Origin of the sequence: Aestuariibaculum sp. YM273, from assembly GCF_030908365.1 — a bacterium.
Taxonomy (GTDB): Bacteria; Bacteroidota; Bacteroidia; order Flavobacteriales; family Flavobacteriaceae; genus Aestuariibaculum; species Aestuariibaculum marinum.
Genome location: NZ_CP133090.1, coordinates 2099234 through 2125760 on the forward strand (window position 1 = coordinate 2099234; position 26527 = coordinate 2125760).

General features: G+C 36.3%; 23 protein-coding genes and 1 pseudogene. 15 read left to right on the forward strand and 9 right to left on the reverse strand.

Going from position 1 to position 26527, the window contains the following annotated elements:
• The first annotated feature begins 9 nt into the window (after positions 1-9).
• The 8 genes from RBH94_RS08870 (at position 10) to era (ending at position 11349) form a co-directional block, all read left to right on the forward strand.
• Complete coding sequence (locus RBH94_RS08870) at positions 10-1989, forward strand: cytochrome c biogenesis protein CcdA (RefSeq protein WP_307880589.1); 1980 nt, start codon at positions 10-12, stop codon at positions 1987-1989.
• Between the two features lie 19 nt (positions 1990-2008).
• Complete coding sequence (locus tag RBH94_RS08875; RefSeq protein WP_307880590.1) at positions 2009-3007, forward strand: redoxin family protein; 999 nt, start codon at positions 2009-2011, stop codon at positions 3005-3007.
• 45 nt (positions 3008-3052) lie between these two features.
• Entirely contained in the window at positions 3053-4558 is a 1506-nt protein-coding gene (locus RBH94_RS08880) for an aminotransferase class V-fold PLP-dependent enzyme (RefSeq protein ID WP_307880591.1), read from the forward strand.
• 27 nt (positions 4559-4585) lie between these two features.
• On the forward strand, positions 4586-5536 hold the full coding sequence (gene trxB, locus RBH94_RS08885; protein WP_307880592.1) for a thioredoxin-disulfide reductase: 951 nt from the start codon (positions 4586-4588) through the stop codon (positions 5534-5536).
• Between the two features lie 151 nt (positions 5537-5687).
• Positions 5688-8249, forward strand: coding sequence for a M1 family aminopeptidase (locus RBH94_RS08890; protein WP_307880593.1), 2562 nt, complete (start codon positions 5688-5690; stop codon positions 8247-8249).
• A 6-nt stretch (positions 8250-8255) separates the two neighbouring features.
• Positions 8256-9482, forward strand: coding sequence for an Nramp family divalent metal transporter (locus RBH94_RS08895; protein WP_307880594.1), 1227 nt, complete (start codon positions 8256-8258; stop codon positions 9480-9482).
• A gap of 112 nt (positions 9483-9594) precedes the next feature.
• Positions 9595-10323: an FKBP-type peptidyl-prolyl cis-trans isomerase gene (locus tag RBH94_RS08900; protein ID WP_307880595.1), complete on the forward strand. Its 729-nt coding sequence runs from the start codon at positions 9595-9597 to the stop codon at positions 10321-10323.
• A gap of 141 nt (positions 10324-10464) precedes the next feature.
• Positions 10465-11349, forward strand: coding sequence for a GTPase Era (gene era, locus RBH94_RS08905; RefSeq protein WP_240575306.1), 885 nt, complete (start codon positions 10465-10467; stop codon positions 11347-11349).
• On the opposite strand, the gene RBH94_RS08910 is transcribed toward era, so the two are convergent.
• Positions 11340-11843, reverse strand: coding sequence for a GTP-binding protein (locus RBH94_RS08910; protein WP_307880596.1), 504 nt, complete (start codon positions 11841-11843; stop codon positions 11340-11342). The two genes, era and RBH94_RS08910, sit on opposite strands and share 10 nt — an antisense overlap.
• A gap of 163 nt (positions 11844-12006) precedes the next feature.
• Here RBH94_RS08910 and der point away from each other — a divergent pair, with 163 nt between their 5' ends.
• Positions 12007-13311: a ribosome biogenesis GTPase Der gene (gene der / locus RBH94_RS08915; protein WP_188224182.1), complete on the forward strand. Its 1305-nt coding sequence runs from the start codon at positions 12007-12009 to the stop codon at positions 13309-13311.
• 58 nt (positions 13312-13369) lie between these two features.
• Here the strand turns inward: der and RBH94_RS08920 are convergent, their stop codons facing one another.
• The 5 genes from RBH94_RS08920 to RBH94_RS08940 all read right to left on the reverse strand — a co-directional run bounded on the left by RBH94_RS08920 (position 13370) and on the right by RBH94_RS08940 (position 16646).
• A complete protein-coding gene (locus tag RBH94_RS08920; RefSeq protein WP_307880597.1) occupies positions 13370-14185 on the reverse strand; it encodes a YgcG family protein in 816 nt (271 codons plus the stop codon).
• Positions 14186-14190: 5 nt separating this feature from the next.
• Positions 14191-14628, reverse strand: coding sequence for a TPM domain-containing protein (locus tag RBH94_RS08925; RefSeq protein ID WP_307880598.1), 438 nt, complete (start codon positions 14626-14628; stop codon positions 14191-14193).
• 7 nt (positions 14629-14635) lie between these two features.
• Positions 14636-15259, reverse strand: coding sequence for a LemA family protein (locus tag RBH94_RS08930; RefSeq protein ID WP_374047657.1), 624 nt, complete (start codon positions 15257-15259; stop codon positions 14636-14638).
• An 86-nt stretch (positions 15260-15345) separates the two neighbouring features.
• Positions 15346-15675 (reverse strand): MerR family transcriptional regulator, encoded by a 330-nt coding sequence (locus RBH94_RS08935; RefSeq protein WP_307880599.1) that lies wholly within the window; start codon positions 15673-15675, stop codon positions 15346-15348.
• A complete protein-coding gene (locus tag RBH94_RS08940) occupies positions 15675-16646 on the reverse strand; it encodes a M23 family metallopeptidase (protein ID WP_307880600.1) in 972 nt (323 codons plus the stop codon). Before RBH94_RS08940 ends, RBH94_RS08935 begins: the two co-directional genes overlap by 1 nt.
• A gap of 219 nt (positions 16647-16865) precedes the next feature.
• Here RBH94_RS08940 and alaS point away from each other — a divergent pair, with 219 nt between their 5' ends.
• From alaS to RBH94_RS08960, 4 genes are all read left to right on the forward strand, one after another.
• Positions 16866-19478, forward strand: coding sequence for an alanine--tRNA ligase (alaS, locus tag RBH94_RS08945; RefSeq protein ID WP_307880601.1), 2613 nt, complete (start codon positions 16866-16868; stop codon positions 19476-19478).
• Between the two features lie 39 nt (positions 19479-19517).
• The gene (locus RBH94_RS08950; RefSeq protein ID WP_307880602.1) at positions 19518-20465 is read left to right on the forward strand and encodes a GSCFA domain-containing protein; all 948 of its coding nucleotides are present in this window, start codon (positions 19518-19520) and stop codon (positions 20463-20465) included.
• 598 nt (positions 20466-21063) lie between these two features.
• The gene (locus tag RBH94_RS08955; protein ID WP_307880603.1) at positions 21064-21678 is read left to right on the forward strand and encodes a DUF4230 domain-containing protein; all 615 of its coding nucleotides are present in this window, start codon (positions 21064-21066) and stop codon (positions 21676-21678) included.
• A 35-nt stretch (positions 21679-21713) separates the two neighbouring features.
• Positions 21714-22466, forward strand: a complete 753-nt coding sequence (locus tag RBH94_RS08960; protein WP_307880604.1) for an enoyl-CoA hydratase/isomerase family protein — start codon at positions 21714-21716, stop codon at positions 22464-22466.
• Here RBH94_RS08960 and RBH94_RS08965 read toward each other — a convergent pair whose 3' ends face one another.
• The 3 genes from RBH94_RS08965 to RBH94_RS08975 form a co-directional block, all read right to left on the reverse strand.
• A complete protein-coding gene (locus tag RBH94_RS08965; protein ID WP_307880605.1) occupies positions 22467-24227 on the reverse strand; it encodes an aromatic amino acid hydroxylase in 1761 nt (586 codons plus the stop codon). It lies immediately after the preceding gene.
• Positions 24228-24340: 113 nt separating this feature from the next.
• The gene (locus RBH94_RS08970) at positions 24341-24910 is read right to left on the reverse strand and encodes a DUF4136 domain-containing protein (RefSeq protein ID WP_307880606.1); all 570 of its coding nucleotides are present in this window, start codon (positions 24908-24910) and stop codon (positions 24341-24343) included.
• A gap of 141 nt (positions 24911-25051) precedes the next feature.
• Complete coding sequence (locus RBH94_RS08975) at positions 25052-25216, reverse strand: DUF5522 domain-containing protein (RefSeq protein WP_307880607.1); 165 nt, start codon at positions 25214-25216, stop codon at positions 25052-25054.
• A gap of 68 nt (positions 25217-25284) precedes the next feature.
• Here RBH94_RS08975 and RBH94_RS08980 point away from each other — a divergent pair.
• Together RBH94_RS08980 and RBH94_RS08985 are read left to right on the forward strand one after the other, a co-directional pair.
• Positions 25285-25664: pseudogene (locus tag RBH94_RS08980) on the forward strand (hypothetical protein).
• Complete coding sequence (locus RBH94_RS08985; protein WP_374047740.1) at positions 25615-26526, forward strand: 1-aminocyclopropane-1-carboxylate deaminase/D-cysteine desulfhydrase; 912 nt, start codon at positions 25615-25617, stop codon at positions 26524-26526. Before RBH94_RS08980 ends, RBH94_RS08985 begins: the two are co-directional and overlap by 50 nt.
• Position 26527: the final 1 nt, after the last annotated feature.

Sequence of the window (26527 nt, forward strand, 5' to 3'; positions counted from 1 at the left end):
AAATCTAAGATGAAGAAATTTCTATTAGTATGCGCAGCTCTAGTGTTATCTACAGCTGCGTTTGCGCAAATATTAGAACCAGTAAAATGGTCAACAGCCGTCGAAAAAGTATCAGATACAGAATACGATTTAGTAGCTACGGCAACGATAGATAAAGGTTGGCACTTATATTCGCAAGATGTACCTGCCGATGGGCCGATAGCAACATCATTTATCTACGACGATAGCGAAGGGAACTTTACTATTGTAGGTAACACCACCGAAGAAGAAGGACACACGATTCAAGATCCTGTGTTCGAAATGGAAATTAAATATTTTGAAAAGAAAGCAACCTTTAAACAACGTATACAAACCGAAGGGGAAGTGAATTCTGTTTTGGCGTTTGTTGAGTTTATGGTTTGCGATGATACAAGATGTTTACCACCTACAGAAGTAGAACTTACTTTTAATATTCAGAGTTCAGCTGCTGTAAGTCCTGTTGAAACTGAAGCAACTCACGAATCAGTAGCTCCTGAAAAAGGCGTAGATACGGAGAAATCGGAGTCAAAAAAAGGATTACTTTCTATTTTTATTCTTGCCTTCTTATCAGGGTTCGCGGCGTTATTAACGCCTTGTGTATTCCCAATGATTCCTATGACGGTAAGTTTCTTTACCAAGCAAAGTAAAAATAAAGCGGTAGGGATTAAGAATGCCATTATTTATGGTATTTGTATTATTGTTATTTATGTACTATTAGGTACAGCAGTAACTGGTATTTTTGGTGCAGATGCATTGAATGCCTTAGCTGCAAACCCTTGGTTTAACATTATATTCTTCGTATTATTAGTGGTATTCGCTGTGTCGTTCTTAGGTGCTTTCGAAATCATGTTACCTAACTCTTGGGCTAACAAAGTAGATTCTCAGGCAGACCGTGGTGGTTTAGTTGGGATCTTCTTTATGGCATTAGCATTGGCGATTGTATCATTTTCTTGTACAGGACCAATTGTTGGAACGTTATTAGTTGAAGCAGCTTCAAAAGGAGGTATTGCACCAATCGTTGGAATGTTAGGCTTCTCGTTAGCTATTGCTTTACCGTTTGCTTTATTTGCAGCCTTCCCAGGATGGTTGAATTCTTTACCAAAATCTGGTGGATGGTTAAATACAGTAAAAGTAGTTTTAGGATTCTTAGAATTAGCTTTAGCGTTTAAATTCTTATCTAACGCCGATTATATTATGCAATGGCATATTTTAGAGCGTGAAGTATTCATCGCAATCTGGATTGCTGTTTTCGGAGCTTTAGCATTTTACTTGTTCGGAAAAATTCAGTTGCCACACGATTCACCGTTATCACATATTTCGGTTGGGCGTTTAGGTTTAGGTCTTATTACTTTAACCTTTACAATCTATATGATTCCTGGACTTTGGGGTGCACCTTTAAATTTAATCAGCGCATTCCCACCACCACCAAACTATAGCGAATCGCCATATGGTGTAGGTTACAAAAATGCAGGTGGCGGTGTAGCTTCAGCAGATAGTCATGAAGCCCTTCCGGAAGGGGCACACTTAATGGCGCCTCATAATATTATGGCATTTCACGATTACGATACAGGGTTAGCGTATGCTAAAAAAGTTGGTAAACCGGTAATGATTGATTTTACAGGATACACCTGTGTAAACTGTAGAAAAATGGAAAACAATGTTTGGGTAAAACCAGAAATCTTAGATATTTTAAAGAACGATGTCGTTTTAATATCACTTTACGTAGACGATAAAAAGGAACTTCCTGAAAAATTAAAAGTGGAATACGCTTCAAGACCAGGAAAGTTTATGAAAGACTATGGTGATAGATGGAGTGATTTACAAGCAAGCAGATATAAGGCAAATTCTCAACCGTTCTATGTTATCATGGATCATGAAGAAAAAACCTTAATCGACCCTGTTGGATATACTCCTGATGTAACTGAGTATAAAGCTTGGTTAAACGAAGGAATTTCAAAATTTGGTAACTAGATAATCAAAAACACCAAGCATGAAAAAAGTAATCTATATCTTAACTTTTGCTTTGGCTCTGGTAGCTTGTAAAAAGGAACCGAAAGATTATGTAACGCTTTCAGGAACAATAACGAATCCAAATTCCGATTCGTTATGTGTTGCCCAGCGAAGCATTATTAAAACGATTAAAGTTAATGCCGATGGAACCTTTTCAGATACTTTAAAAGTTGAAAATGGCAGCTATTTGCTGTACGATGGTAAGGAGCGTGCTATTGTTTATTTACAAAACGGATACGACTTAAACATTAAAGTCAATACCAAATCGTTTGATGAGACAATAGCTTATGAAGGAGAAGGAGCAGAAGCAAATAATTTCTTAGCTAAAAAAGGATTGTTAAAAGAAGAATTAATCGATTATAATGAACTTTTTAGTTTAGACAAAACTGCTTTTAATGCAAAACTTGAAGCCAACGATAAAGCCTTTAAAGATTTATTGAAAACGGTTGAACATCTAGATTCTACCTTTGTTAACGGTCAGGAAACAGAGATTGATAGAATTAAACAAGACCTAAACTGTATGTATCAGGAAAATCTGGCGGTGTCATCTTTAAAAGGGCAAGAGTCTCCAAAATTTGTAGATTACGAAAACTATGCCGGCGGAAACATGTCTCTTGATGATTTAAAGGGGGAATATGTTTATATCGACCTTTGGGCAACCTGGTGCGGACCATGTAAACAGGAAATACCTTATTTAAAAGCTGTTGAAGAAGAATACCATAACAAGAATATTGCTTTTGTTAGTATTTCTCTGGATAGAAATAGTGCTTACGACACCTGGAAACGTATGGTTAAAGAAAAGGAACTTTCCGGAATTCAGTTATTCGCTAAAGAGGATAACGATTTTGCCAAAGCTTATGTGGTATCTGGTATTCCTCGTTTTATTCTTATCGATCCTGCCGGAAATGTGGTTGATGCCGATGCACCAAGACCATCAAGCAGTAAATTAATTGACTTATTTAAAACTTTAGATATATAAGTGAAAGCCTTCTTTAAGGAGGCTTCTCTTATAAAATTTTTACGCATGAATGCACTAAAAAGATTTTTTAAATCACAACCTAATACCGAAACAGAATTAGAGAAATATTTCGAACAATTTCGAAATAATGTTGTTGGGGTAGATCAGTACTTTGTTTCTCCTTACGGTAAGAAAAAAATCATTTACGCCGACTGGACTGCCAGCGGACGACTATACAGGCCTATTGAAGAAAAGGTGTTAAATGAAATGGGACCTTATGTGGCTAACACCCATACAGAGACTTCCATTACAGGTAGTGTGATGACACACGCTTATCACGATGCCAGAGAAATAATAAAAAAACACGTTAACGCATCGAAAGATGATGTGTTAATTACTGAAGGTTCTGGTATGACCGGAGCTATTAATAAGTTTCAGCGTATTTTAGGAATTAAAGTAAACGAGAACTTAAAAGATCATACTACCATTCCTGATGAAAAGCGACCAATCATTTTTGTGTCGCATATGGAGCACCATTCAAACCAAACCTCATGGTTAGAAACTATCGCAAATGTGGTTGTTATTCCAGCTGATGAAAACGGTTTACCGTGTTTAAACTCGTTAGAAAAATTAGTTCAGGAATATAGTGAAACACCTATTAAAATTGCAGCTATTACAGGTTGTTCTAACGTAACAGGTATCAGAACACCGTACCATAAAGTGGCTAAAATCATGCACCAAAATAACGGATTGTGTTTTGTTGATTTTGCGTGTTCAGCACCATATGTAGATATTAATATGCATCCAGAAGATGAGGAAGAATATTTAGATGCTATTACCTTCTCTCCACATAAATTCTTAGGAGGACCTGGTACCTCTGGGGTGTTAATTTTCAATAAAAAATTATATAAAAATTTAGTACCTGATAACCCGGGAGGTGGAACGGTAAGTTATACAAATCCTTGGGGAGATCACGATTATGTAGATGATATTGAAACTCGTGAAGATGGAGGTACGCCTGGTTTCTTGCAAGCCATTAGGATAGCATTATCTATTCAGTTGAAAGAAAAAATGGGTGTGAAAAACATCTTAGATCGTGAGCATGAATTGAACGATATTATCTTTAAAAGATTATCAGCCATTAAAAATCTAACTATTTTGGCACCAAATCACACCGACCGTTTAGGGGTGATTTCATTCTATATCGAGCATGCACACTACAATTTAGTAGTGAAATTATTGAACGATCGTTTTGGTGTGCAAACCAGAGGGGGGTGTTCTTGTGCAGGAACCTATGGTCACTATTTATTAAATGTAGACCAGCCAACATCTAAATCTATTGAGAAGAAAATTCTTGAAGGTTGTATGATTGAGCGTCCGGGATGGGTGCGTATGTCGGTTCATCCAACAATGACAAACGCCGAGGTAGAATTCATTTGTGATGCTATTGAAGAAGTAGCAAAAAACTTTGCAACCTGGGAAAACGATTATACATACAACGCTGCTAAAAACGAATTCGTACATAACGGAAACAAAGAAGTTGAAGCAGAGATTACACAAGGTTGGTTTTAATTAAATTATCAAATTAGAAAAGATATTATGTCAGATACAATAGAAAGAGTAAAGTGCTTAATTATAGGATCGGGGCCAGCAGGTTACACTGCGGCAATCTATGCAGCACGTGCTAATATGAGTCCGGTATTGTACCAGGGAACACAACCAGGCGGTCAGTTAACAACCACGAACGAAGTGGAGAACTTCCCAGGGTATCCACAAGGAATCACAGGACCAGAGATGATGATGGAATTACAGGCACAGGCGCAACGTTTTGAAGCCGATATTCGTGACGGCTGGGTAACAAAAGTTGATTTCTCAGGAGATGTTCATAAAGTATGGATAAACGATGAAAAGGAAATTCACTGTGATACGGTTATTATTTCAACAGGAGCTTCAGCAAAATATTTAGGATTAGAATCTGAACAAAAATATTTGAAGTTAGGTGGAGGTGTATCGGCATGTGCGGTATGTGACGGCTTCTTCTACAGAAACCAGGAAGTGGTAATTGTAGGTGCTGGAGATTCGGCTTGTGAAGAAGCACACTACTTATCTAAACTTTGTAAAAAAGTAACCATGTTGGTAAGACGTGATGAGTTTAGAGCGTCTAAAATCATGGCAGAACGTGTGGCTAATACCGAAAATATCGAGATTTTATTCAATACAGAAACCGATGAAGTTATTGGCGACGGTCAGGTAGTAACTGCAGTTCGAGTTTATAACAATAAGACGAACGAGAAACAAGAGATTCCAGCAACAGGATTCTTCGTGGCTATTGGACATAAACCAAACACCGATATCTTTAAAGGTTATGTAGACTTAGACGAAACAGGCTATGTGATTAATACACCAGGAACGGCAAAAACCAATGTGCCAGGTGTGTTTGTAAGTGGCGATGCTGCCGATCATGTATACCGTCAGGCGATTACAGCAGCCGGAACGGGTTGTATGGCAGCCTTAGATGCAGAACGTTATTTAGCTGCTAAAGAGGCTTAATTAGGTCTAAAAAAGTTATTTTTACTCGATAGTCAAGAGTAATGGTTATAAAGCCAATTATTGATATTGAGGTAATTTTTAATAAATAAAGAGCAACCTCGTGATAAAACCACGGGGTTGTTTTGTAAATATATCATTCTAAATTAAATCCATGAGGAACCTATTTCTTGTTTTAATGTTGGTTTGTGTTGTATCGTGTAATACAAAACCTAGTGAAGAGAATCAATTATTAGTCGAAGGTATTTCATCCGAACTTGCAACCTACAGAAAAAAGCAGGTTTCCGATATTGTTTATAATCTTACTTTTAATATTCCTTTAGAACGTGAGAAAGCCATTGCTTCGAACCTTAATTTGAGTCTTCAGGTTAACGATTTAGAACATCCTTTGTATTTAGATTTTAATGAAGACAAATCGCATTTAAAATCGGTTGCTGTTAATGGAGAAAATATTAAAATCAATCATCAAAGAGAGCATTTAATTATTCCGCAGGATTATTTAAAGAAAGGACATAATCAAGTGTCTGTTGCTTTTGATGCAGGTGAAGTGTCACTAAATCGTAACGACGATTATTTATACACGCTTTTGGTTCCAGATCGTGCGAGTACCTTGTTTCCATGTTTCGATCAACCGGATTTAAAAGCAAATTACAAATTAGAAATTACGGCACCTTCAACCTGGAAGGTGTTATGTGGTGGCCCGTTAGAGTTTGAAGAAACGGTTAATAATTATACCAAACACGTTTACGGGTTGACCGATAAAATGAGCACTTATTTATTTTCATTTGTAGCAGGGGGGTTTAATGAAACATCTCAAAAACCAGCGGACATGGAAATGACTTTACTCTATCGTGAAAACGATTCGGCTAAAATAGCAGCCAGTGTAGATGCCATTTTTGAACATCATCAAAAAGCAGTGGACTTTTTAGAAGAATATACGCAATACCCGTTTCCGTTTCAAAAGATGGATTACGCAACGATTCCCGGATTTCAGTATGGAGGTATGGAGCATGTCGGGGCTATTCAGTATAAAGAATCATCGTTATTTTTAGATGGAACAACCACTCAAGAGCGTTTATTAAATCGCGCCCGACTAATTGCTCATGAAACAGCACATATGTGGTTTGGCGATTTGGTAACCATGAAATGGTTCGACGATGTATGGTTAAAAGAAGTGTTTGCTAATTTCATGGCCGATAAAACTGTTAATGGGTCTTTCCCAAATATCAACCACGACTTAAAGTTTTTAACCTCGCATTATCCAAGAGCCTATAGCGAAGACCGCACGCAAGGCGCGACACCTATTCGTCAAAACCTTAGGAATTTAAAAAACGCAGGAACCCTTTACGGAAATATCATCTACCATAAAGCTCCGATTATGATGCGACAATTGGAAGTAATCATGGGAGAGGAGCCGTTCCGAAAAGGTATGCGTAATTATATAAAAACATACGCTAATGGCAACGCTACTTGGAATGATTTGGTGGAATTATTGGATAATGAAACACCTATAGATTTAAAACAGTGGAGTGAAGTTTGGGTCAATAAATCGGGAAGACCTGTGATTTCAGATAGTATTGTTTATGATGCCAACGGTAAAATAGAGCGTTTCGAAGTCATGCAGCATGCTGAAGATGGAACAGAAAACATTTGGACACAAGCTTTCAATATCGGTTTGGTGTATAAAGACTCTGTACATTTAAAGACTGTTAATTTAGATGCAAAGCAAATTTCTTTAACGACTTTGGTAGGAATGCCAAAGCCTGAAGCTGTAGTTTATAATTATAACGGTTTAGGGTACGGTGTTTTTCCAACAGATTTTTCAAACCATCATATTTACAATATTAAAGATGACGTGGCTCGTGGTTTTGCATATATCAATTTATATGAGAATATGTTAAGCGGTAATGTGGCTGCTATGTCGGCGTTCAATGAGATGTTAGATGGGCTTAAAGTTGAAAAGGAAGATTTAATTATAAATTTAATTTCAGGAGAAATCAAAAGTATTTTCTGGAAGTATTTTACTGCCGATGAGCGCGATTTAATGCTTGAGTCTTTAGAAAGCTTTTTGCAAGAACGTTTAAAAGAAAACCTAGATCCAAGTATTAAGAAAACGGTTTTCAATTTGTATAAGAGTGTTGCATATTCTGAAACCGGAAAAGACTTCTTATATCAGGTCTGGAATAGATCTATTCAGTTGGATAATGTATATTTAAACGAGAATGATTACACGGGTATCGCTTCGGCTTTGGCTATTTTTAAGCATGAGCAAGCTGATGACATTTTGAAAACAGCGCATAAGCAAATTACAAATGCCGATAGAAAAAAGAATTTCGAATTCATACTTCCTGCATTATCTAATGATGAAAACGTAAGAGATGCCTTTATGAAATCTTTGGCAAAACCGGAAAATCGAGAAAAAGAATCTTGGGTATTAGATGCATTAGATTGTATTCATCATCCGTTGCGTCAGCAATCCGGACAAAAGCATTTAAGGTTATGTTTGGATCTATTGGAAGAAATTCAGTTAACAGGAGATATTTTCTTTCCAAAAGCATGGTTAAGTGGAACTATTGGAGAATACACCTCGCCGGAAGCTTACAAGGTTTTACAAGAATTTTTAGCTGAAAACCCGAATTATAGTCCGGTTCTTAAAAATAAGTTATTGCAGGCTACCGATCCATTATATCGTGTTCAAAACCTATGGAAAAACTAAGGAGGTATGATTAAAAACTGGCTAAAAAATATTGGGCCTGGACCCTTGGTGGCGGCTGCTTTCATAGGTCCCGGTACGGTAACCATGTGTACTTTAGCAGGTGTTCAATTCGGGTATGCCCTTTTATGGGCCATGTCTTTATCGGTAATTGCGACAATTGTACTTCAGGAAATGTCATCCAGATTGGGGATTATTACTCAAAAAGGATTGGCACAAACCATACGAGCAGAAATCAAATCGCCAGTCATAAAAGGTCTAGCTGTATTTTTAATATTATCGGCTATCGTGGTTGGTAATACTGCTTATGAAGCTGGGAATATTAGTGGAGGAGTCTTAGGCCTTGAAGCCGTTTTTGGGAAACAAACCATCGATGTGGGATTGTTTTCTTTTAATATATTCAGTGTGCTTATCGGGTTATTAGCTTTTATATTGCTGTATATCGGAAACTACAAAGTCATTGAACGCGTGTTGGTAGCTTTGGTTATTTTAATGAGTTTAGCGTTTTTTATTACGGCTATTTTAACCAAACCTAATTTTTTGGAGGTTTTAAAAGGTGCTTTTGTACCGACGTATCCGCAGGAAAGTATTTTTACGATTATAGGATTAATAGGAACCACGGTGGTGCCTTATAATCTGTTTTTACATGCCTCATTGGTTAAAGAGAAATGGCATGATAAAAGCGATTTAAAATATGCAAGAAAAGATACTGTAGTGGCTGTAATTTTAGGAGGACTGGTGTCTATGAGTGTGATTGTGTCGTCAGCAGCGATTCAAACACAAGATATTAATAACGCAGCCGATTTAGCAAAAGGTTTAGAGCCTTTATTTGGAGCATTTTCAAAATACTTTTTAGCTATGGGGCTTTTTGCTGCAGGAATAACCAGTGCTATTACAGCACCTTTGGCGGCTGCTTATGTGGCCTGCGGGTGTTTAGGGTGGACAAGTCATTTGAAATCAACCCGATTTAGGAGTATCTGGATGTTTATTTTAGTTTTCGGTATTGTTTCATCTTCATTAGGTATTAAATCTATTGAAATTATAAAATTTGCTCAGGTGGCAAATGGTATTCTTTTACCTGTAGTTGCAGGGTTTTTAATCTGGGTAATGAACAGAACTTCGGTGTTAGGGGCTTATAAAAACAATTCAAGACAAAACATTTTAGGGTTGGCTATTTTGGCGATTACTGTTTTTTTAGGGTTGAAAAGTATTTTAAAAGTGTTTGAAGTTTTTTAAAAAGGGATGTTTAACACTTGTAGCGTTAAAAAATCGTAAAAATCTATCCTGTATCTGATATTAAATTTGTTACTTTAGCCTTCGAATTTTTAAACTAATAAAAAATAATATAATGAAATTAATTAAATGTTTAGGCGTTGCGGCAGCTGGTTTAGCAATGGTTTCTTGTAATCAAAATGGTGGAGTACCTAATAAAGCGTTAAAGACAGAAGTGGATTCTGTAAGTTACGCGATAGGTATGGATGTAGCCCGTAACATTAATTCTAATGCTTCAGAAATTGATAGAGAAATTTTTATGCAAGGGTTTATGAATGTATCTGATTCTTCAGATGTACTAATATCAGAAGACCAAGTGCAAATGGTTTTAAGTCAATATTTCCAAAAGAAGCAGGCCGATGCCAGAAAGAAGCAAGAAGAGGAAATGAAAAAGCAAGCTGAGGAGAAATTCGCTGAAAACAAAACTGAAGGTGAAAAATTCTTAGAAGAAAATAAAGCTAAAGATGGTGTAAAAGTAACCGATAGCGGTTTACAATACGAAGTTTTAGAAGAAGGAACTGGTGAAAAACCAACGCCAACATCAAGAGTAAAAGTTCACTACCACGGTACCTTAATCGACGGAACCGTTTTCGATAGTTCTGTAGATAGAGGAGAGCCTACTCAGTTTGGAGTTGGTCAGGTAATTCCTGGATGGACAGAAGGTTTACAGTTAATGTCTGTAGGTTCTAAATACAAATTCTATATCCCACAAGATTTAGCTTATGGTTTCAGACAACAAGGACCAAAAATCAAACCTTTCTCTACATTAATTTTCGAAGTAGAATTAATAGAGATTGTTAAGTAATTTAAAAGTGATCAATCACGATATTAAAAAGCAGAAAATTTAATTTTCTGCTTTTTTCGTTTATAGAAGTTTATTTGTTAGTAAATAGTACAATTAACAAATCAAGGTTGTAAATTTGCAGCAAGAAAATGAAGAGTAGTTATGAGTCATAAAGCCGGTTTTGTAAATATTATAGGAAATCCTAATGTGGGCAAGTCTACATTAATGAATGCGTTTGTAGGTGAAAAATTATCGATTATCACCTCGAAAGCCCAAACCACACGTCACAGAATTTTAGGAATTGTTAATGGTGATGATTTTCAGGTGGTATTATCAGATACGCCGGGTATTATTAAACCAGCTTATGAGTTACAGGAATCCATGATGGATTTCGTGAAATCTGCTTTCGAAGACGCCGATGTGCTATTGTATATGGTTGAAATCGGGGAGAAGGAATTAAAAGATGAAGCTTTCTTTAATAAAATTACCAATTCTAAAACCCCGGTATTATTACTTTTAAATAAAATTGATACTTCTAATCAGGAGCAGTTGGAAGAACAAGTACAGCTTTGGGCTGAAAAAGTACCCAATGCCGAAATTTTCCCAATTTCAGCATTAGAAGGATTCAATGTTCAGGAAGTGTTCAACCGTATTATTGAATTATTACCGGAATCTCCAGCATTTTATCCTAAAGACCAGCTAACTGACAAGCCTGAGCGCTTCTTTATTAACGAAACCATTCGCGAAAAGATTCTTCTGCATTATAAAAAGGAAATTCCTTATGCTGTAGAAATCGAAACTGAAGAGTTTTTAGAAGAAGACGATATTATTCGTGTACGTGCCGTAATCATGGTAGAGCGCGATACCCAAAAAGGAATCATTATCGGGCATAAAGGAAGTGCTTTAAAACGTGTTGGAGTAGAAGCCAGAAAGGATCTGGAAGCCTTCTTCGGAAAACAAATTCACTTAGAAACTTATGTGAAGGTGAATAAAAACTGGCGTAGTAATCAAAATCAGTTAAGACGTTTCGGGTACAATCAAAAATAGTTTTGGTTTAGGGTATTATCCATAAAATTTTTAAGCGCAATCATATCATCTTTGCTTGCCATTTTTCCAAAGGTTCCTGCAATATAAAGTCCCACCCAGATTGTCAGAATAATTGCTATGCCACTTAATTGGGGGAAAATGCTTGTTTTTATTACCCAATTACTGTAGGCCCAGATGCCTAAAGCGATAAAAGCACCGGCCAAAAAGAAATGAACAAACATAAAAAAGGTCCAAACAGTAGGATTAGGTCCAAACAAGCCTTTAATTTCAGAGGTTTTTTCGGTTAATTCATGGATTTCCAAATGCAGTTGCGGCGACCAAAAATGCTGTTTGTGTTTGGGGTATTTTATAAATACATGATGGTCTATGTTTGAAATTATAAACTCAGATTGCTTGGTTTTGACCACCTGAAATAATTTTAGTAGCACCTGATGGTTTTCAGGCATTTCAAATTTAAATCTGGGCCGTAAAATAATGTCGTTGGCAGAAGACATGGTTTGTCTGTTTTTATTCGTATAAATTAGCGATATTTACTTAAAATGAAAACATTTTTAATCTTTTCTAAAAAAGAAGATTAGCTAATGTATATTTCCTATTTTTGCAAAAAATTTAAATAGTAATCAAGTCAGTTGTGAAACTGCGTTATCATAAGAGAATATGAGCAATATTGTAGCTATAGTAGGTCGTCCGAATGTTGGTAAATCAACGTTTTTTAATCGCTTAATTCAACGTAGAGAAGCTATTGTTGATGCCGTAAGTGGTGTGACAAGAGATAGACATTACGGAAAAACCGACTGGAACGGCAAAGAGTTTTCTCTTATTGATACTGGTGGATATGTTGTTGGTAGTGATGATATTTTTGAAGCTGAAATTGATAAACAGGTAGAATTAGCTATCGATGAAGCCGATGCGATTATCTTTATGGTAGATGTAGAGTCGGGGGTAACCGGTATGGATGAAGATGTAGCTAATATTCTTCGCCGAGTTAAAAAACCTGTGTTTTTAGTAGTTAATAAAGTAGATAATGCTAAACGCGCTGAAGATGCTGTTGAGTTTTATGCTTTAGGCTTGGGAGATTATTATACGGTTGCCGGTATTAACGGTAGTGGAACCGGTGATTTATTAGATGCTGTTGTTGCAGCTCTACCAGAAAAAGAAGAAGTTGTTGAGAGCGAATTGCCACGTTTTGCAGTTGTAGGTCGACCAAATGCAGGGAAATCATCATTCATCAATGCTTTAATAGGTGAAGATCGTTATATCGTTACCGATATTGCAGGAACAACGCGCGATTCTATTGATACAAAATATAACCGATTCGGATTTGAATTTAACTTAGTCGATACGGCAGGAATCCGTCGTAAGTCTAAGGTAAAGGAAGATTTAGAATTTTATTCCGTAATGCGAAGTGTACGTGCTATAGAACATGCCGATGTTTGTTTGGTAGTGTTAGATGCCACTCGTGGGTTTGACGGGCAAGTACAAAACATTTTCTGGTTAGCCGAACGCAACCGCAAGGGAATTGTGATTTTAGTGAATAAGTGGGATTTGGTAGAAAAGGATCACAAGTCGACTAAAGAATACGAGAAGGCCATTAGAAAACAAATTGAGCCTTTTACCGATGTGCCCATTGTATTCATTTCAGCAATGACCAAACAGCGTATCTATAAAGCGATTGAAACCGCTGTTGAGGTTTACCAAAACAGAAGTAAAAAGATTAAAACCAGTACGCTTAACGAAATATTTTTGCCGCTTATTGAAAATTATCCGCCACCGGCATATAAGGGTAAATTCGTTAAGATTAAATACGTTATGCAGTTACCAACGCCGCAACCACAGTTTGCATTTTTCTGTAATCTGCCACAATATGTTAAAGACCCTTACAAGCGTTTCTTAGAAAACAAACTTCGCGAACACTTCGATTTTTCAGGGGTTCCGGTAAGCGTGTATATGCGTAAGAAGTAATAGATGAATAACATAAAAAAAGCGCTGAATTAAGATTCAGCGCTTTTTTTATGTTATTTTACCAGCTTCCGCCAGCGCCTCCTCCAGAGAAGCCTCCGCCGCCAAAGCTACCACCGAAGCCTCCGCCTCCTGAAAATCCACCACCAGAGCTGCCTCCGCCAAATCCGCCACGTCCCATATTGCTTAGAATAATGGCGTCCCAGATATCGAAACCGCCGTGTCTGTTGCCCCCACGTCCATTTCGTCCACCACCACGTTTGTTTTTAGAAAGCGCAATAATGACAAAAATAACGATGATTATAATGAAAAAGAACTTTGAGGAACTGTCCTTTTTTGATGTAGATTGTCGCGTACCTTGGTAAGCTCCGGTAAGCACTTCAAAAATAGCGTCGGTACCTTTATTTAATCCTTGGTAATAATCGCCTAATTTGAATTCAGGAATAATAACGTTTCTAACTATTTCGCCAACAATACCAGCCGTAAGTCTGTCTTCAACACCGTAGCCAGGAGAAATCCATATTTTACGGTCGTCCCGGGCTAATAAAATAAATACACCATTATCTTCCTTGGCTTGACCAATACCCCATTTATGAGCCCAACGTGGTGTTAATAAACCAATATTTTCACCATTTGTAGAAGCAATAATAGCGACTACAATTTGGGTTGAAGTAGTATCAGAGTATTTAATAAGCTTACGCTCTAAGTTCGATTTTTCGCTGTTAGAAAGTAAATTAACATAATCGTAAACACTTGTTTGCTCTTTAGGTGTTTTGGGTATATCGAATTGGGCAAAACCAATACCAAACACAAAAAGGGTCAATACCAGTGTTAGGAAAGACGTTTTCAATTGGTTTAAAGATGATAAAAATTGCATGTTATTTAGCCTTTTGAAATGTCGTTCGACAGTTCGTTTACGTCGTCATGTTGCCATGGGAAATGTGTTTCTAATTCTTTCCCTGCTTTTAAAATACCGTCAACCAAACCTTGTTTAAAGTTTCCAGTTTTAAAATGTGTTTGAATAATATCCTTGGTGCTATTCCAAAAATCTTTAGGGACCACTTCGTTAATACCTTTATCACCACAAATCACAAACGCTTTATCTTCAACAGCAACATAAATTAAAACGCCGTTTTGTTCTTTGGTGTTATCCATTTTTAAAAAATGAAAGACTTCTAAAGCGCGTTTATAAGTATCGCCTTTTGATGTCTTTTCGAGGTGTACACGAATTTCACCAGAGGTTTTTAGTTCGGCTTTGCGTATGGCATCTACGACTTCCTGTTCTTCGCTTGCAGTAAGGAAATCTTCTACTTTAGACATGACGTTTTTAATTAAAATCGAATTCTACATCTACAGGTTGTTCTGCACCAACTTCAGCATCAAAATACGGTTTGCTATCGAAGTTCAATATACCTGCTAATAACGAATTCGGGAAGGTTTTGATATGCACATTATACGGTTTAATAGCTTCGTTATAACGTGTTCTTGCGGTTTGAATCGTGTTTTCAGTGCTTGTTAATTCGTCCTGAAGCTTTAAGAAATTCTGATTGGCTTTCAGTTCCGGGTAACGCTCTACGGTTACTAATAAACTTTTTAACGCACCACTTAAGCCACCTTGCACCTGATTGTATTGAGCTAATTGCTCAGGAGTGATGTTATTCGGGTCAATACTTATAGATGTCGCTTTTGCACGGGCTTCAATAACATCAGTAAGGGTTTTGCGTTCAAAATCGGCAGCACCTTTAACGGTGTTCACTAAGTTTCCAATGAGGTCATTTCGGCGTTGGTAAGAGGTTTGTACATTACCCCAGGCTTCGCCAACATTTTCTTCAAGACCAACAGCCTTATTATTGAAATTCATTCCGTAGAAGAAGGCTATTGCTCCAAAAGCAATTATGACAATTACGGCAATTGCTCCGCATCCAAGACCTGCAAATACTCCTTTTTTCATAATTATATTAGTTTTAGGTGTTTTTAATTAACGATTGTTAGACGCAACTTTTAAAAGAATGTTACTTTATTTAAGGAAAAGAATTATTAAAGATGCTCTTTAATCTTTAAAAGTTGATTTTTAACATCCTCTAGTTTGCTTATAATTTCAAAATTTGAAAGGGTATCCTTTTTGCCTTCTTTTAAATGTGTTTTAGCACCTTCAAGTGTAAACCCACGTTCTTTTACCAAATGGTAAATGAACTTTAAGTTCTTTATGTCTTCGGGCGTGAACTTTCGATTGCCTTTAGCATTTTTCTTAGGCTTTAGCGCATCAAATTCCTTTTCCCAAAAGCGAATTAACGAGGTGTTTACATTAAATGCTTTAGCAACTTCGCCAATACTGTAATAACGTTTTTCGGGTAGTTCTATATGCATTAGTCTAATGATTGGTTTTCTAATGAGGCGTGTTCTAGTAATTCGTTAAACTCTTCGGCAGTTAAACTTCCGTAATAGAAATTAATAGGGTTTATACGTTGTCCGTCTTTAAATATTTCATAGTGACAGTGCGGTGCTTGCGAGCGCCCGGTGCTTCCAACAAAACCAATAAGGTCACCACGTTTCACTTTTTGATTTCTCTTTACATTGTATTTGTACAAATGGGCATACAAGCTAACATAACCATAGCCGTGGTCTATTCTTATGTGATTTCCGTATCCACTGGAACGGTTATCGGCGCGCGTCACGACACCATCGCCAGTGGCATAAATTGGAGTGCCTCGTGGCGCAGTGAAATCCATGCCCCAATGCATTTTTCTGACCTTGGTAAACGGGTCTGAACGCATACCAAAACCAGAAGCCATACGAGTTAAGTCTTTATTACTTACGGGTTGAATCGCCGGAATAGCCGCTAGTAATTTTTCTTTTTCTTCAGCAAGTTTAGTAATTTCATCAAGGGATTTCGACTGCACAACAATCTGTTTTTGTAAGATGTCTAAACGCTTGTTACTTTCTATAATCAGTTTAGAATTATCGAAACCTTCTAAGTTTTTATAGCGGTTAATCCCTCCAAATCCAGCTTTGCGTTGTTCTTCAGGAATGGGGTTAGCTTCAAAATATACACGATAAATGTTGTTGTCACGCTCAGCGATATCTGATAAAACGGCTTCGGCTTCGGCCATTTTTTTGTTTAATAATTCAAATTGTAATTGGGAATTTTGCAATTCACGCTTTAAAGCACGCTCTTTAGGCGATTGAATATACTGACTCGCGATAAAAACAAAAAGAAAACCAAAAAGAGCAGAGCCTAATAAAAACACAAAAGCGTACTTAAAAGTCGTCCTTTTTTTGCGTTCTATTTTCTTATAAGATAACGATTCTGAATCGTAATAATATTTTACCTTACTCATTTCTTAATTTATTCTATTTTTGCACTTTATATTAAAAGCAATTCAAATTTGTTTTTTCTTAAAGCAAACGACTAAACATTTGAAATATTATTAGAAGTAAAAGCCAATAATAGCAAATGTAAAGTAGATTTTATAAGTTTGATTTTAACAAGGAAGTAAAGATAAAAATTTGTTTTGTAATTAATGTAATTTAATAAACATAGTAACCATTTTATATAAATGAAGTCACAAGATATTCGAGCTAAGTTTTTAAGTTTTTTTGAAGATAAAAAGCACACAATTGTACCATCGGCACCTATGGTGTTAAAAGACGATCCAACCCTAATGTTTATTAATGCGGGTATGGCGCCTTTTAAAGAGTATTTTTTAGGAAATGCTGTGCCTAAGAGTAATCGTTTAGTCGATTCTCAAAAATGTTTACGTGTTTCAGGGAAACATAACGATTTAGAGGAAGTAGGGTACGATACCTATCACCATACGTTGTTTGAGATGTTAGGAAACTGGAGTTTTGGTGATTACTTTAAGGAAGAAGCTATCGCTTGGTCTTGGGAGTTACTAACTGAAGTATTCGGTATAGATAAAGATATTTTATACGTAACCGTTTTTGAAGGTGATAAGGAAGATGGCCTTGGTATGGATACCGAAGCCTACGATTTATGGAAACAGTTTGTTCCTGAAGATCGTATTCTTATGGGGAATAAGAAGGACAACTTCTGGGAAATGGGAGATCAGGGGCCATGTGGGCCATGTAGTGAGATTCACGTCGATATTCGTTCGGCCGAAGAAAAGGCAAAGATAGCTGGTAAAGACTTAGTAAATATGGATCACCCTCAGGTGGTTGAAATCTGGAATCTGGTATTCATGCAATATAACCGTAAAGCGAATGGAAGTTTAGAAAGTCTTCCGGATAAGCATATCGATACCGGTATGGGATTTGAGCGTTTATGTATGGTGCTTCAAGGTAAACAATCTAACTACGATACTGATGTGTTTACGCCAATTATTAGAGAGATTGAAGCGATTACACACAAAGAATATGGTAAAGACGAGAAAACCGATATCGCTATTCGCGTAATTTCAGATCACGTTCGTGCTGTTGCCTTTGCCATTGCCGATGGACAGTTACCAAGTAATACAGGAGCAGGTTATGTTATCCGTAGAATTTTACGTCGTGCGGTACGTTACGGATTCACGTTCTTAGATAAAAAGGAACCATTTATTTACCGTTTGGTAGAAGTGTTATCTCAAAAAATGGGGCATGCTTTTCCTGAGATTAAAACGCAAAAACAAATTGTTGAAAACGTTATTAAGGAGGAAGAAAATTCATTTTTAAGAACTTTAGAACAAGGGTTGGTGTTGTTAAATCGTATTGTTGATGAAACCAAAGGCGATACTGTTTCAGGTGAAAAAGCCTTTGAATTATACGATACTTATGGTTTTCCAATCGATTTAACGGCGCTTATTTTAAATGAAAAAGGTTTAAAGTTAGACGAAGCTGGGTTTAAAGCACAGCTTGAAAAACAAAAGAACCGTTCGCGTGCGGCAAGTGAAATGAGCACAGACGACTGGACTATTTTGCATGATGATGCTGTTGAAGAATTTGTGGGGTATGATACCTTAACGGCCAATGTAAAAATTACACGATATAGAAAAGTAGTCTCAAAAAAGGATGGTGAAATGTACCAGTTGGTGTTCAATTTAACTCCATTTTACCCAGAAGGAGGTGGACAAGTTGGAGATAAAGGGTATATTGAAGCAGCCAACGGTAACGTGACTTATATTTTAGACACAAAGAAAGAAAATAACGTCATCATTCACTTTGCAAAAGAACTTCCTGAGGATGTAAATGGAGCGTTTAAAGCGATTGTAGATGAAGAAGAACGCGCTCGTACAGAAGCCAATCACTCGGCAACGCACTTATTACATCAGGCATTACGTGAAATTTTAGGAACTCACGTCGAGCAAAAAGGTAGTGCAGTGCAAAGTAAATCGTTACGTTTCGATTTTTCTCATTTTGCGAAATTAACCGATGAAGAATTACGTGATGTTGAAAATTTCGTTAATGCACGTATTGAAGGTAAATTGGCATTAGAAGAAAAACGAAATATTCCAAAAGAAGAAGCGATTGCCGAAGGCGCTATGAGTTTATTCGGAGAGAAATATGGCGATACGGTTCGAGCGATTCGTTTTGGACAATCGATAGAGCTTTGTGGGGGAACACACGTTAAGAATACTTCAGATATCTGGCATTTTAAGATTGTTTCAGAAGGCGCTGTAGCCGCTGGTATTCGTCGTATAGAGGCGATAACTCACGATGCTGCTAAAGAGTTTTATTTCGATAATAACCAAGCGTATTTCGAAATGAAAGCCCTACTGAATAATGCTAAAGAACCAGTTAAAGCTTTACAGAATTTACAGGATGAAAATGCAGGTCTTAAAAAGCAAATTGAAGCCTTGTTAAAAGACAAAGCTAAGAATGTTAAAGGTGAACTTAAAAGTGAATTAACCGAAATTAACGGTGTTCAGTTTTTAGCAAAGCAGTTAGATCTGGATGCAGCAGGTATTAAAGATGTTGCGTTTGAGCTAGGTGGGGAAGTTGATAGTTTATTCTTGTTACTAGCAGCCGAAAACGATGGTAAAGCATTATTATCTTGTTATATTTCTAAAAACTTGGTAGCCGATAAAGGTTTAAATGCTGGTCAAGTGGTTAGAGAGTTAGGCAAGTACATTCAAGGTGGAGGCGGAGGCCAGCCGTTCTTTGCTACTGCAGGAGGTAAAAATCCATCAGGAATACAAGAAGCCTTAGAAAAATCTAAAGATTTTATTGCTTAATAAATAGATATTCCCGCGCAAGCGGGATTCTTTTTTTATATGAAGTTTCATACCGAAATACCATTAAAGCAACAAACCGATAATCTTATTGATTATCATTCTAATCTGTTGTTGCTAGGGTCCTGTTTTGTTGAAAACATAGGAGAGAAGTTTAACTACTTTAAATTTAAAAGTCTTCAAAATCCATTTGGAATTTTATTTAATCCTAAGGCTATTGAAACTTTAATCAGTAGAGCAGTTCAAAATAAAAAATACACAGAATCAGATTTAATATTTTATAATGAACAATGGCATTGTTTCGATGCGCATTCCAAATTGAGTGATACTTCAAAAGAGAATTTATTAGATAACCTGAATGAAGCACTCCATCGAACACAAGAGCGAATGCATCAGGCAACGCATATTATAGTTACTTTAGGAACTGCTTGGGTATATCGTTTTAAAGAGACTGAAGCTTTTGTGGCGAATTGCCATAAGGTGCCTCAAAAACAATTTGATAAAGTACTCTTGACGACTGATGAGGTGAAGGAGTCGTTGATATCTATTAAGACAATGGTTCAGGCGGCAAACCCGAAAGTAAATATCATATTTACCGTTTCTCCGGTTCGCCATATCAAGGATGGATATGTGGAGAATACACGAAGTAAATCGCATTTAATATCGGCAATCCATCAATTGGTAAACGATAACGATGTGTTTTATTTTCCATCTTATGAGATTATGATGGACGAACTTCGTGATTATCGCTTTTATAACGATGATATGCTGCACCCAAGTGCGCTGGCTGTTAATTATGTCTGGGAGAAATTTTCTAGTGTTTGGATTTCGAACAAAGCTCAGGAAACCATGGAAATGGTGAGAGATATACAAAAAGGCATGCAACATAAACCTTTTAATCCAGATTCCGAAGCACATAAAACCTTTTTGAAACGTCTAGATGAAAAAAAAGAAATGGTTCAGAGTAGGTTTAATCATATAAAATTTTAAAGTTTAATAGTAATAAACCTACGGTGTCTGTAGGATGAAACTTTAATTGTAGTTATCTGAAATACAGTTGTTTGCGAAGTTCTGCGGATTATCTTTTTTTATAACACTTAATCGAAAAGTTCCTATCTGTTAATCAAAATGAGTTAATTTTATTAGGCTATTAATCAATTCATATTAGAAACATCAATTGCGGGGCTCGAAAACTCGATTATGCGGTTGATGTTTTTTTATGTTTATAAATGAATAACTTTTTTATAACCTATGGGTAATAACAGTAAGCTGTAACCTTTATAATTTTACAACCGTTTAGAATTAGTTGAGTTTAGCATTTGTTAGGCTTTTTATGTCGAAGGGAAACAAATGTTATTAAACTTAATTTTATTAGTTTTCTAGCAAACCAAGCGAAGTTCATTTTAAATTAAAATAAGCATAATATTTAGTTAATCTAATTTCTAAATTACATTTCTATCTTTGTGTTGCTATTAATCAAAATTACATTAGTTAGGCTCTATATGTCGGAGCAACTAGTGTTTTTTTTTGTCCAAATATTTCGTAATCCATCACTTTTAATTTCTAAAATAATATTTAATTTTAGGGGATGCGAAAAATATTATTAGGAGTTTTTATTACTCTATTCGTTTTATTAGTTGTTAAATATTGTGAAGATAAGCGTCAGGAGGAAATTACGCTTAAGGAGCATAGTGCCATTATTGAAAAGGAAATAAAAAATGTAGGTAAACTAGTGGTTACCGAAGGCCGCTTTAGCGAAGTTTACAATTATAAAAATTCTAAAGAAATATTTGGCGATTATTTTACTTCAGAAAAAAAGGCCCTGGTTGTTGTGAATGCCGATGTTACGGTGGCCTACGATTTAAGTAAACTGGAGTTTAAAATTGATGAGAAACATAAAACACTTATTATTTTAAATATTCCTGAGGAAGAAATAAAAATATATCCCGATATCGAATATTACGATGTGCAGTTTGGTTTTTTTAATCCCTTTGAAGCTAAAGACTATAATGCTATTAAGGAAATTGTAAATACATCGTTACAGAAAAAAATTGAAGCTTCTGAAATTAAAGCCAATGCAAAGAATCGATTGGTAAGTGAGTTGTCTAAGCTCTATATGTTGACTAATTCTTTGGGGTGGACTTTGCAATACGATAATACTCCGATTCTTAAAAGTGATGCGCTTAAAAATTTAAAACTTTAGTTTTTTACGTATCTTCATCCCGCAAAGAAAAACACATGAGTCAAGCTTACGTAACCATAGAGGTTAAAGATCAGGTAGGGTATATCGAATTTTATCATCCGCAACATAATGCTATGCCAAGTGATGTGTTGTCTCAATTAGAGCAAACCATTATCAATGCGGGAAATGATGATTCTATTTCAGTATTGGTTTTAAAAAGCGGAGGCGACCGAACCTTTTGTGCCGGTGCCAGTTTTAATGAATTAATTAGTATTGAAGATCCTGAAACCGGAGAACAGTTTTTTTCGGGATTTGCTAAAGTCATTAATGCGATGAGAAAATCACCTAAACTAATTATTGGACGGGTGCAAGGTAAAGCTGTTGGAGGTGGTGTTGGCTTAGCAGCAGCAACCGATTATTGTTTTGCTACCAAGTTTGCTTCGGTAAAGTTGAGTGAGTTAAGTATTGGTATTGGGCCATTTGTTATCGAGCCTGCAGTAACTCGTCGAATTGGGTTAAATGCGATGTCGCAAATGACTTTAAATGCAGAAACTTTTTTTACTTCAGAATGGGGTAAAACTAACGGGCTATTCGCGGAAGTGTTTGAAGGTATATCAGCTTTAGATGAAGCTGTTGATACCTTAGCTAAAAAACTAGCGGCTTATAATCCGGAAGCTTTAAGCCAAATGAAGAAAGTGTTTTGGGAACAGACCGAAAACTGGGATGTTTTGCTTAAAGAACGCGCTAAAATTAGCGGAAACCTTGTGTTGAGTAAGTTCACCAAAGACACCTTACAACGATTCAAATAATTAGACTTTTACTTTAGAATTAATAATTTTCAGACCGTCATCAATCAGTTTGCCTACTTGTGGTTTATCCTGTTTGATGTGTTCTAAATGATTCAATATGCGTTTGCACAACACCGTCTCGTTACCGTTAAATGCCAATTCGTAAAGTTCAACTGGCAGCAACCAATCGGTTGGGAAATGCTCAATAAGTTCATCAAGAACTTTGGTGCGTGATATGGTTTTGTTTTTGCCGTCTCTATAATCTCTTACTTGTTGATAAAGCGCTTCTAATTGCAATAGCTCCTTTGATTTTTTAATATGAATAGTTTCGGATGTTGGCTTGTGAGTGATTAAATTGAAGCTGTTTAAATCGGCAGGACCGGAAAATGCTGAAACCACTGATTTCCCCACGGCCATATCATAAATACCCCATTCGGGTTTAAATAATACTTTGCTGTGATGTGTGACTGTACAGTTTTTAAAACTTATCATTATTATTTTTCCTTGAAGATTACGTTTTCCGGTAATGATTTCTCCCGAAACTATAATGTCGCCTTCAAACTCAAGTGTTACAGCTTCTTCTTCAAAAATATTGTAAGCCCTTAAATCTCGCGGACTCATATCTTCAATAGCCAGGTTTATACCCTTTAGTTTACCAATAGGAGAACCGAAGCCCTTGTTATGTGTTAATGTGCCATGGCCAACCAATTCCTTTTCTCTGTATGATAATGCCGATGGACCGGTGGTTTGTACATAAATAGGTAAACCTTGGTCTTCAATGACCTCACTAAATACACCTGAAATTTGTATGCCGGTGCTCAATTCTAGGGTTCCTAAAGCCTTTGATGTTATTAATTTATTAATCCCCATCAGTCCGCCTTTTCGTAAAGCCATCGTATTGGCAAAAGTTTCTAATACCAGACTTAAATGTGCAAAATTAGGTGTTACGTATAGTTGCGGTTGCGGTTTGGTAATATCAAAATTCTGATACGTAGCGTCAATGGTGTACGGTAGTTTTTTTACGGCATCGGTCATGCACCAGGCGCTTTCTCCAATGGACGATAATAAGCCCGCACCATATATTTTGGGGTTTTCAATACTTCCTATTAAGCCGTATTCAACGGTCCACCAATGAAGGTTTCTAATCAAAGCCATTTCGCTGGGCTCGCCCATATTTTGCTGCAAGTCTTCTACTTTTTTTTCAGCTTGATCGATCACTTCTTTTGAAGAATTAGGAGCTTCTTTTATAATGGACAAATGTCTAACAGCCTCATACAATTCATAGTCTTTAGCAGATGAAATGGCTTTACAACCTATTTCTCCAAACCGACGTAAATACTCCGCATATTCAGGGTTGGCGATAATAGGGGCATGCCCAGCACCTTCATGAATAATATCGGGCGCAGGAGTGTATTCAATATGTTCTAATTGTCTGATGTCGCTGGCGATAACCAGTACATTATAGGCCTGAAATTCCATAAAAGCATTGGGAGGAATAAAACCATCTACCGCAACGGCAGCCCAGCCAATATTCTTTAAAATGCGATTCATCCCATACATGTTGGGAATACTATCAATAGAAATACCTGTTTGTTTTAAACCTTCAAGATATGAGTTGTGAGCTACAGCACTTAAAAAGTCTACATTTTTTCGCATTACATAACGCCACACCGCCTGATCGATGGAAGAGTAGTGTTCGTAATTTTGCGGTTTTATATATTGTAAGAGGTGCCTGGGTAAGCGATCTAAAATTGGGTTAGATTCAATGTTGTTTGGTGTCATGTTTTTAGTTTTAGTTGTTAATTACAAGATACAAATTATGAAAAACATGATGGGAGGTAGGGTGTTAAATAAAACAAAAAAAGCAACTTAAATAAGTTGCTTTTTGAAATGGATTATTTTTTTTGTCCCGGAGGATATTCGGCTAAAATTTCGGCTACAAATTCTTTTATCAAGGCCTCTTTCTTTTCCATATTTTGCGTAAGGTAACCGGTTCCCATGCCTTGCCAAACCAGTTCTTTTTTAGAGGCATCTATTAAGTCGATGTATAAAACGCCTTCTGTAGAAGTGGAAACAGATGGCTGATTCCAACCCCAGCCCCAACCTGGACCGAAACCTGCACTATAAGGACCCCAGCCGCCCCAACCCCAGGCTCCATAGCCCCAGGCATTATTGTAAACATCTACACGTTGGCTGGATTTGGTAAACAGGCTAACTAATAGATCAGGATTTTCAGATTTAGTAAAACCTTTATCCAGAAGTTCGGCTTCAATAGCTCGCAAAATACGACGTTTATCTAAATCGTTAATTTCGGCTTTATCAATACCGGTTTTATAAAAAGCAAAGGTTTTATAGTTTGTAAAATTGGCCTGCTTATCGTAATCGGTAGCAACTTTAATCGAGCTACAGGAGGTTATAATTATGAGTAGAGCCAAAAACGGAACAATTTTAAGTACTTGTTTCATGATGCAATTTTTTTATGGTTATAGTAAATTTAATAAACTAAACGTGAATAATTTAAACAAATAAAGGTTTTAACACAACCTTTGATGTCAGTTAAGTTTTATAAAAAGTATCAATAATCGTACCAATTGACGAGCTGTAGTTTAGCGCTCTTGTTTGTTGGTTTTGGTATTGTAACCATAAGGGCAATGTCTGCACCCACTTTCACAACAATACCCACGTTTTAAATGGTATTGCTCTGTGAAACAACGATAGCCTTCGGGGGTTAAGTAGTAGTCGCCTTCTTCAATGGGGATTCTCTTTTTCATATGGGCAAAATTAGTGTATTTTATGAGATTTATAATACTTTTGATAAAGTTCATGCTTGGGTGTTAATATGATTATCATTTCAAAATATATGGTTCCAAAGGGGTATTCGGGAATTACTTTGTTCCCGTTTGTGATTTTAAATGATGAACAACTCAAAACAAATCGTGTTTTTATTAATCATGAGCAAATTCATCTAAAGCAACAGCTTGAGTTGCTAGTAGTGTTTTTTTTTTTTTTTATGGAGTTGAATTCGTAATCAGATTATTTCAATATAAAAGTTGGCATTTGGCTTACAGGAATATTTCATTTGAACGTGAAGCTTTTACAAACGAATTTGATTTAGATTATTTAACGCATCGCCGGTTTTGGAGTTTTTTAAAGTATCTTCGCAGTCATGATGTTTCAATTAGATCAAAGTGTAAATCAGAAAGTAAATCTTTCCAATGAATATGGAATAGAAGTGTATATAAAACGCGAAGACCGTATTCATGACTTTGTTTCTGGTAATAAATATCGAAAGCTTAAATACAATATTCTTGAAGCCGATAAGTTAGGATTTAAAACGCTGTTGACATTTGGTGGTGCGTTTTCAAATCATATTGCGGCTGTGGCTTCGGTAGGGAAAGTTTGCAAATTTAAAACTATTGGAATAATTCGTGGTGAAGAATTAAAATCTAAAATTGAAAGTAATCCTACATTACAATTTGCCAAATCTTGTGGTATGCAGTTTGAGTTTGTGAGTCGTGAAGATTATCGGAAGAAAACTTCGGAAGCATTTATTAACAGGTTAAAAGAAACGTTTGGTGATTTTTATCTAGTACCTGAAGGTGGAACTAATGTTCAGGCTGTAAAAGGCTGTCAAGAAATTTTAACAGACGGAGATGAGATGTTTGATTATATCTGTTGTGCGGTAGGTACTGGTGGAACCATTTCTGGGTTAATAAATTGTTCAAAACCCGGTCAACAAGTTTTAGGATTTCCTGCTTTAAAAGGTGATTTTTTACAACAAGATATTAGTAAATTTGTATCGAAAACGAATTGGAAGTTAATAACTGATTATCATTTTGGAGGTTATGCCAAGGTTAATCGTGAATTAGTAGAGTTTATAAACAGGTTTTATAATCAAAATGAAGTGCCTTTAGATCCTGTTTATACTGGTAAGATGTTGTTTGGTATTAACGATTTAATAGTGCAGGGGTGTTTTCCTGAAGGAGCAAAAATATTAGCGATTCATACCGGAGGATTACAGGGTATTCCTGGGATGAATGCCGTATTAAAAAAGAAACAGTTACCATTAATAGACATATAAA